This is a genomic window from uncultured Acetatifactor sp. (assembly GCF_948601915.1).
Lineage (GTDB): Bacteria > Bacillota > Clostridia > Lachnospirales > Lachnospiraceae > Acetatifactor.
In genome coordinates, this window is sequence record NZ_CAPDXS010000197.1 from 1 (window position 1) to 7,834 (window position 7,834).

Below are 7,834 nucleotides of genomic sequence, written 5' to 3' on the forward strand. Positions count from 1 at the left end.
AAGTTCGCCTTACAAGCAAGTAAGGCGAACTTTTTTACACGGATGAACGAATTCCTGACAATGATTTTTTCGAATTCAGGCTAAATTAATGCAAATCCCCATAGCCCATGGTGAGACTCATGATTCATTCTGGCTGTCATGCCCCTTAAAAGCTTACAGCTCCAACCCCTCAAAAGGCCGGTTCCGCGCCGTCTCCTGACGCCGTACATGCTCACGCACCTGTGCGGAAGCCTCCTCCACAGCCTCCCTGAACCCCATCGCCGACAGCCGCACCGCGCCGTCTCCCCAGATGATCATCTGCTCCAGCCTGTCCGACGTGGCCACTGTGACCCTGTGCTTCCTGCCGATTTCATGGACGGTCTTCTCAATATACTGATCCGCCGTCTCGGCCTCTTTTGTGTAGACCACATAGATATTGTGGTATTTCTGCACGGAGCCCGTGTTCCCCTTTACCTTATAGGCGTCGAACACCAGTATCAGCGTGCATCCCGCGAATCCCTGATAATTGCTGCAGACATCCATCAGCCGGTCCCTTGCGCTGTCAATGTTCACCTCCGCCAGGTCGTGCAGATCCTCCCAGGCGAAGATGATGTTATAACCGTCCACCAGGAGGTATTCCTCTTTCCTCCCGGGCTCGTCCGCTCCCTTCCGCCCGGACGGTCTCTGACTATCCTCCGGAGCCCGCTTTGCCCCGGAACCGGAAGACCGCCCGCTACCCGCCGGTCTGCCCGCTCCCTGCGGGGAATCCGCAAGTCCACTGCTGTCCGTGCTGTCCGATGTCCCGCCGTCCCCGGGTGCTGCCCTGCCGGTATTTTGCTGATGATAGCGGTAGGGCTCATAGTCCCTGCTGCTCTTCCCGTAAGTGCGGGTGAAGATTTCCTCGATTTCTTCCTGGGTGATGTAGTCGGACGCTGACTGCTTCCTGCCTTCCGCTGCCCTCTTCCTGCCCGCTGCCGCTGTCACGCCCCTGCCGGGCATCCCTTCACCGGTAGGCCGAACTTCATTGCCCTCTGCTCCGGCCATACCGCCGCCCGCGCCATAGCGCTGCCCCTCGCCCACAGGCCGAGAGCCGTTTCTGCCTGTACCGTCCTCCCCGAATCCGCTCCCTTCCCGGCACGGCCCGTCCGCTTCCCCAGTGCCGCCCCCGGCCTCCCCACGCCATCCGCTCTCCACATGGGCATACTCCGGCACCTGATCCCAGGGCACCACGAACCCCGCGCCATGGGCGCAGAATACCGATGAGGCCGGATTCTCCACATCCGCCTCCGGATCATAGCCGAACTGTTCCATCACCTGGTCCGTGTCATGGCAGGGCTCATATCCTTTCAGGATGCAGCTGAACCTCCCCAGCCCCCTTGTATAGGCGTTCACCTCGCTCTGGTAGCTCCCGATGGTGGATGCCGGAGCACTGCCTTTCAGGATGGCGTACTCCCCATCCGTCTCCGGCGGGTCGAACTGTCCGCACATCCTCTGGATATCGGACATGGCCCTGCCCACCTGCCCCGCGGGCACCTCCAGGGTGAAGGCCATCACGGGCTCCAGGAGCACGCTCCTGCTCTGCATCAGGCCCTGGCGCAGCGCCCGGTAAGTGGCCTGCCTGAAATCGCCGCCCTCGGTGTGCTTGATGTGGGCACGGCCTGTCAGCAGCGTAATCTTCATGTCCGTGACAGGCGAGCCTGTCAGCACCCCCGGATGGGTGCGTTCCTCCAGATGGGTCAGAACCAGCCTCTGCCAGTTCCTGTCCAGCACGTCCTCGCTGCAGGCGCTGGCAAACTGCAGGCCGCTGCCCGGCTCCCCCGGTTCCAGCAGCAGATGCACCTCCGCATAATGGCGCAGTGGCTCGAAATGCCCGATGCCCTCCACAGTGTCGGCGATGGTCTCCTTGTACAGGATCTGGCCGTCCGTAAACTCCACGTCCAGGCCGAACCGCTCCGATATCAGCCTTTTCAGGACCTCTATCTGCACCTCGCCCATGACCTGCACATGGATTTCCGGCACATACCGCTTCCCGGCCAAGAGACCTCCCCCGGCAGACGCGCCTTTCCCCACAGGAACCCCTTTTTCCGATGCAGAATCGTTCTGCGCCTCCCCGGATCGCCCGTTTGCCGCCCTCTGCCAGACCACATGGAGCTGAGGCTCTTCCTCCTCCAGCTTCCTGAGCTGCCCCAGCACCTTCACCGCGTCGCTCCCCTCCGGCAGCACCAGTCCATAGGTCAGCACGGGCACCAAAACGGGGATTTCATTGCTGCTCTCCCTGCCCAGCCCCTGTCCGGCGAAGGTCCTGTCCAGTCCGGTCACGGCGCAGATTCCGCCCGCCTCCACCTCATCCACAGCCTCAAACTGCCCGCCGCCGTAGATTCGAATCTGGTTCACCTTCTCCTCCCAGATCTCCGCCTCCGCCCCTGCGCTGCCCGCATTGCTCACAGGCATCTTCACCCGCAGCACGCCTCCTGTGACTTTCAGGTGGGTCAGTCGGTTGCCTGACGCGTCCCTGGAGATTTTGTACACCCTGGCGCCGAATTCCTGAGAATATTCCGGGCACAGCGCAAAACGGCGGATTCCGTCCAGCAGCTCTCCCAGGCCCTCCATATGCAGCGCGGAGCCGAAGTAGCAGGGAAAGACATGCCGCCTGGCTATGGCTCCGGCCACGGAAATGTCTGCCAGTTCCCCTGTCTCCAGATATTCCTCCAGCAGGGCCTCATCACACATGGACAGCTCCTCCAGCCAGGCCTCGCCCCCTCCCTCTGCCTCCGGTCCGAATTCCAGACAGCCATCTCCCAGCTTGGCCCGAAGCTCCCCCAGGAGCCTGTCCTTGTCCGTATCCGGCTGATCCATCTTGTTGACGAACAGGAACACCGGAATCCCGTACTGTCCCAGAAGCCGCCAGAGGGTCTGCACATGTCCCTGCACCCCGTCCGAACCGCTGATGACTAATACTCCATAGTCAATCACCTGCAGCGTGCGCTCCATCTCCGCGCTGAAATCCACATGTCCTGGGGTGTCCAGCAGCGTGATGTCCAATCCCTCCCAGGTAAGCTGTGCCTGTTTGGAGAAAATCGTGATGCCCCTCTCCCGCTCCAGGTGGAAATTGTCCAGGAACGCGTCCTGATGATCCACCCGGCCCAGCCTGCGAATCCTGCCTCCGGTATATAAAAGCCCCTCTGCAAGGGTAGTCTTTCCCGCGTCCACATGGGCCAGCAGGCCGATGCAGATATGTCCTGTGCTTTTCCATTCCCTCTGTCCGCCCATGCGAAACGCCTCCCTGTCTTCGTCTTATGCATATCCATACTACCATAAACGTCCCTGTATTACAAGACAGGGGACAGGCGCAAGTCCCAATTGCCTGGCCAGTGCGCTGCTGTGTTAATTCCAAGACGGCCAGCGCCTGATATCCTCGCCAGGACAGGGCGCAGAAAGGATGCGATGCGGACACGCCTCCTGACGGCGACATGGTAACGGGGGAACGGCGAACCGTCAGGGCGGCTCCGCACAAAAGGCCGATACCCGAACCCCGTCATGGGCAAAGTCTACCGTAATCGCGCCATACCGCGCCGTCTGGGCAATCACGGTTCCTGATTCCTCCAGCCGCTCCAGCAGCTCGGCATGGGGATGGCCGTAGCGGTTGTTCCTGCCGCTGGAGATTACGGTGAGCCTGGGCGAAAGCCGCTCCAGCAGCTCCTTTGGCGTGGAATTCTTCGACCCGTGATGGGCGGCTTTCAGTACGCTCACATCCCTGATGTCCCTGGCTTCCAGTTCCCCCTGCAGGGCCGCCTCCCCCTCGTTCTGCACGTCCCCGGTCAGGAGCAGCGTCCAGTCTGGCGCTTCCCCTTCTCTGCCCTGGACATCCCCGGCGCTTTCCCAAAACTCCACATAGAAGCATTCCGAGTAGGCATTGACATCCTCCGTACCAAGGCTCTCGCCGGGGTGGAGGCAGGTGAAGTCCGCGCTGCCGCAGCCAAAGCTCATCCCGGCCCTGAGATACCCTACAGGCACAGGGCTGGACTGGGAGGCCTGCTCCGCAGCCGCCACCAGCTCTCCCAATTGCTCCTGTCTGGCATCCTCCCGAATAGCGGGAAGCAGTAGCTGGCCTACGGTGATGTTGTTCTCACCGCCCATCTTAAGCAGCTCCACCGCGCCGTTCACATGGTCCGCATCCGGGTGGGACAGGAAGACAGCATCGATATTTTGTATCCCCTCATGCTTCAGATAGGGAAGCAGCAGATACTTCCCTACGCCGCTGCGGCTGCTGCTGCCGCAGTCGAAGAGGAAGTTCTCCCCGGAGGCAGTCCGCACCAGGATGCAGTCCCCCTGTCCCACGTCCAGGAATGTGACGCTGTTTTCCGGAGTCGGACGGAGGACAAAGAGCAGGACGGCCGCCGCCAGGGCGCAAGGCTCCACAGGCCATCTCCTCATCCTCCCGGACCTCCCGCCTGCCCTGCCCACCACAGCGCCATCCGGCTCCGGCAGGTACGCCTTTTTCCCGTTCCCCGCTGTCCCCGGCATGTCCTCCGCTCGGTTTCTCGTCGTCCTCGATCCGCCATCCATCCGGCTTCCCGCTGTCCCCGGCCTGCCATCTATCCGATTCCCCGCCGTCCCCGACATGTCCTCCGCTCGGCTTCTCTCTATCCCCGGCCTGCCCTCTATCTGGTTCCCCGCCATCCCCGGCACGCCACCCATCCGCTTCCCCACCGTCCCCGGCCTGCCATCCTCCTTCCGCTGTCCCCAATCCCCAGTCAGCCCCATGCGCTCCGCCGCCTCCTCCTTCCGTTTCCTGCGGCTCCGCAACAGAACCACCCCCGCCAGCAGTACATAGTACGCCGCAATCTGCCACACCTTCGGACATCCCGGATTCCAGGTGTGGAAGGGCAGCCTGTCGAAGCAGCCGCAGACAAATTCATAGGATTGCAGGATAATATAATCGATACCGCCCAGTACACCCAGCCCCGGCACCAGCATGGCCAGCAGCCCCGTAATCATCATGGGTTTCATCAGAGGTAAGACAAAAAGGTTCAAGAAGACAGAATACACCGGAACTTCATAGTAGAACCACAACTGGATGGGCAGCGTTGTCAGGGTGATGGACAGGCTGGCCATGGCGGACTGAAGCAATCCTCTCCCCAGCCCCCGGCAACCCTCCCACAGCGCCGCGCCCATTCCCCCCGCGGCCTCCCGTATCCCTAGGGACTGCCCCTGTGCCTGAAAGAGCCTCCCCTGTACCTGAAGGGGATTCCCCTGTATCCGAAGGGGATTCCCCCGCAACCGCTCTGTCAGGCTCCCGCCGGTCGGTTTCGAGGTCTTTCCCGGCGGTTTCTTTGCCCTCCCCGCGGACGCCGAAGGATTCCGCCCTGGCGAAAGCGCCAGCACAGGGCTCACCACACCGAGGCCCAGCACGGAGGAGAAGGAGAGCAGGAATCCGCTGCTTTGCAGGTAGTACGGATTCCACGCCACCATCACCGCCCCCATGACTCCCAAAGCCGTCAGCATGTCGTATGTCCTGCCCGCCACCTCCCCGAACATCCGGATCAGATACATCCCGATGGCCCGGCAGGCGGACACGCTGAATCCCGTCATGCCGCCGTACAGAAGGAGCAGCACGCTGCCTCCCACGGCCGCCGGGCAGATGGGCAGGCCAATCCTGCGCAGCAGCCTGTAGACAGTCATGCCGATGATGGTGATGTGCAGAGAGGAGATGGACAGGATGTGCAGGATGCCGTTCCTCTTGTACAGATCCTTCAGCTCGCTGTCCAGATCCTTCTTGTCCCCCAAAAGCAGGGCGCTCATCACAGCCGCCTCCTTCTCCGGGAAAATCCGGTACAGCCGCTCCTTCAGTAGGCATTTCAGCTCATACAGGCCGTTGCGCACAGGCCACCGATCCTCCCCGCAGGCCTTCATCTGCGCCTTCCGCAGCTTCCCGCCGATCGAGAGCGTCCTGTAATAGACCGCCGCGTCGAATTCCCCTGGATTGGTGGCATGGGAATAGGGCGCGAAGATACCCTGAACCGCCACTGTCCTCCCCAGAGGGATGTCCGCCTCCCCCTGCATCTCACATATAAAGTTTTCCGCACATGGAATTCCCTGCCCCGAACCCCCGGCAGACTGCCCGGGGGCATTCGAATCATATATGACTACAGACTTTAGATAAATAGATGTCTCATCCTTTTGGTACACCTGTCCCGCAATCAGCAGCTCCTGTGCCGCCTCCAGTTCCTTCGCGCTCACATAGCCAGGCGGCACATCCTCCGCCCCTCCGGCTCCCAGCCGGAGGGCGGCGATGACTACCAGGAACAGGGCCGCCAGGAACAATGGCCGTTTCATGGATTGATTCCCCCTTATACCCCGTCAAAATCCCCTCTGTCCATACAACTCCCGTCCGTGCCTTTTCTGCCCGGCAGCTTCAATGCAGCTTCCGCTCCGTGCGCTTTATGGTGAAGACGATGGCTATCCCCGCGATGGCCGCCATCAGCAGATAGGACTGGAGCATGGGCATGAAGTTGTAGCTCTCCCCCTTCCACACGATATAGAAATCCCGGTTGATATAGGTCACCGGCAGGAGCTTCGCCACCGTCTGCACGGCCGGAGGCATATTGTCGTAGCTGATGCCCATCATGCCGCCGAGAACCATCATCCCGAAATACAGCAGCATGGTCACGCAGTAGGTCAGCGAGAATTTCCGCAGCAGGGATGAAATGGCATGGGACAGGCAGAACAGGATCACGCTGAAGCTGAAGATGCACACCAGGTACAGCAGGCCTCCCGAAAGCGTAGGCGCCTTCAAATCCACTGCCGCATATCCCACCCCGAAATAGACCAGGAAGGCCAGAATCATGAATATAATCTCCGACAGGATACGGTTGCAGATGGACACCCCTGCCCTGATGCCGAACAGCTCCATCCGCTGGGGGATGCCCTTCTCCATCTCCTGGGCGTTGGACACTCCATAGCCCATGAAAATGGTGGCCATGGGAATCAGGGATCCGATTCCCAGGAAGACGGAGGTATTGGCCTCCTCCAGCATGGCGGGGCCGGCCACCTGGCTCATCACGGCCCGGGTGATGATAATCATCATCAGCACCGGCATGCCCACGCCGAAGATATGCACATAGGGATTCCCGATGACCTTGCGGAATTCAAATCCCAGCATCTGGAACGATACGGTCTTCCGTTTATGATTATTCTGCATCAGAGTTCCCTCCTTTCGCGGCCTTGGCGTTCGTATAGAGGATTTCGATGTCATTGTTGCTCCGCTTGTAATTGACATCGTTCTCCTGAAGAAGATCCGTAATCTTCCGCTCCGTCTCCGCGCTCTCGCAGGACAAGGCTATAAGATGGGCCGGAGCCGCCAGCCTGCGGAAGCCGGACAGCAGCTTTTCGTTCTCCTCGCAGTGGTTCACTACAATCACCGCCCTGCCGCAGTACTTCCGGAACAGTTCCTCCTTCGGGCCGTAGTCCAGCACGAGCCCCCTGTCCAGTATCAGCAGCTTTTGGGCCAGCTGGTCCAGCTCCTCATAATAATGGGATACCATCAGAAAGCTCTCCCGCTTCCCCCGGTACCACTCCACCAGCTTCTCCACCAGCCTCTGCCTGGTCTCGAAGTCCAGCCCGGATGTGACCTCATCGTAAAAGGTCAGGGCCGCCTCCTGCATCATGACCATGATGATGGTGAACCGCTGCTTCTGTCCGCCGGAAAGCTTGGAATACTTCTTCCGCAGACAGTCCCCGAACTCAAAAAAGGCAATCAGCTCCTGAAGCTTCCTGTCCCGGGCGATTCTCGTCCCCAGAACCGCCTCCATGATATGCCTCACCGGCATGGCATCCGTGTACTCGTTGAACTGCA

At 60.6% G+C, this 7,834-nt stretch carries 4 protein-coding genes; all 4 read right to left on the reverse strand.

Annotated elements, in window-relative coordinates; translation table 11 throughout:
- Window positions 1-153: 153 nt before the first annotated feature.
- Window positions 154-3,249 carry a translation factor GTPase family protein gene (locus Q2B33_RS22155; protein WP_300782180.1) on the reverse strand — a complete coding sequence of 1,032 codons (3,096 nt, stop codon included), beginning with the start codon at window positions 3,247-3,249 and terminating at the stop codon, window positions 154-156.
- Window positions 3,250-3,474: 225 nt separating this feature from the next.
- A complete protein-coding gene (locus Q2B33_RS22160) occupies window positions 3,475-6,315 on the reverse strand; it encodes a ComEC/Rec2 family competence protein (RefSeq protein ID WP_300782182.1) in 2,841 nt (946 codons plus the stop codon).
- 79 nt (window positions 6,316-6,394) lie between these two features.
- Window positions 6,395-7,180, reverse strand: coding sequence for an ABC transporter permease (locus tag Q2B33_RS22165; RefSeq protein WP_300766224.1), 786 nt, complete (start codon window positions 7,178-7,180; stop codon window positions 6,395-6,397).
- The coding region (locus tag Q2B33_RS22170) for an ATP-binding cassette domain-containing protein (RefSeq protein WP_300914262.1) at window positions 7,170-7,834 on the reverse strand (665 nt) is incomplete at its 5' end. The genes Q2B33_RS22165 and Q2B33_RS22170, both read right to left, overlap by 11 nt.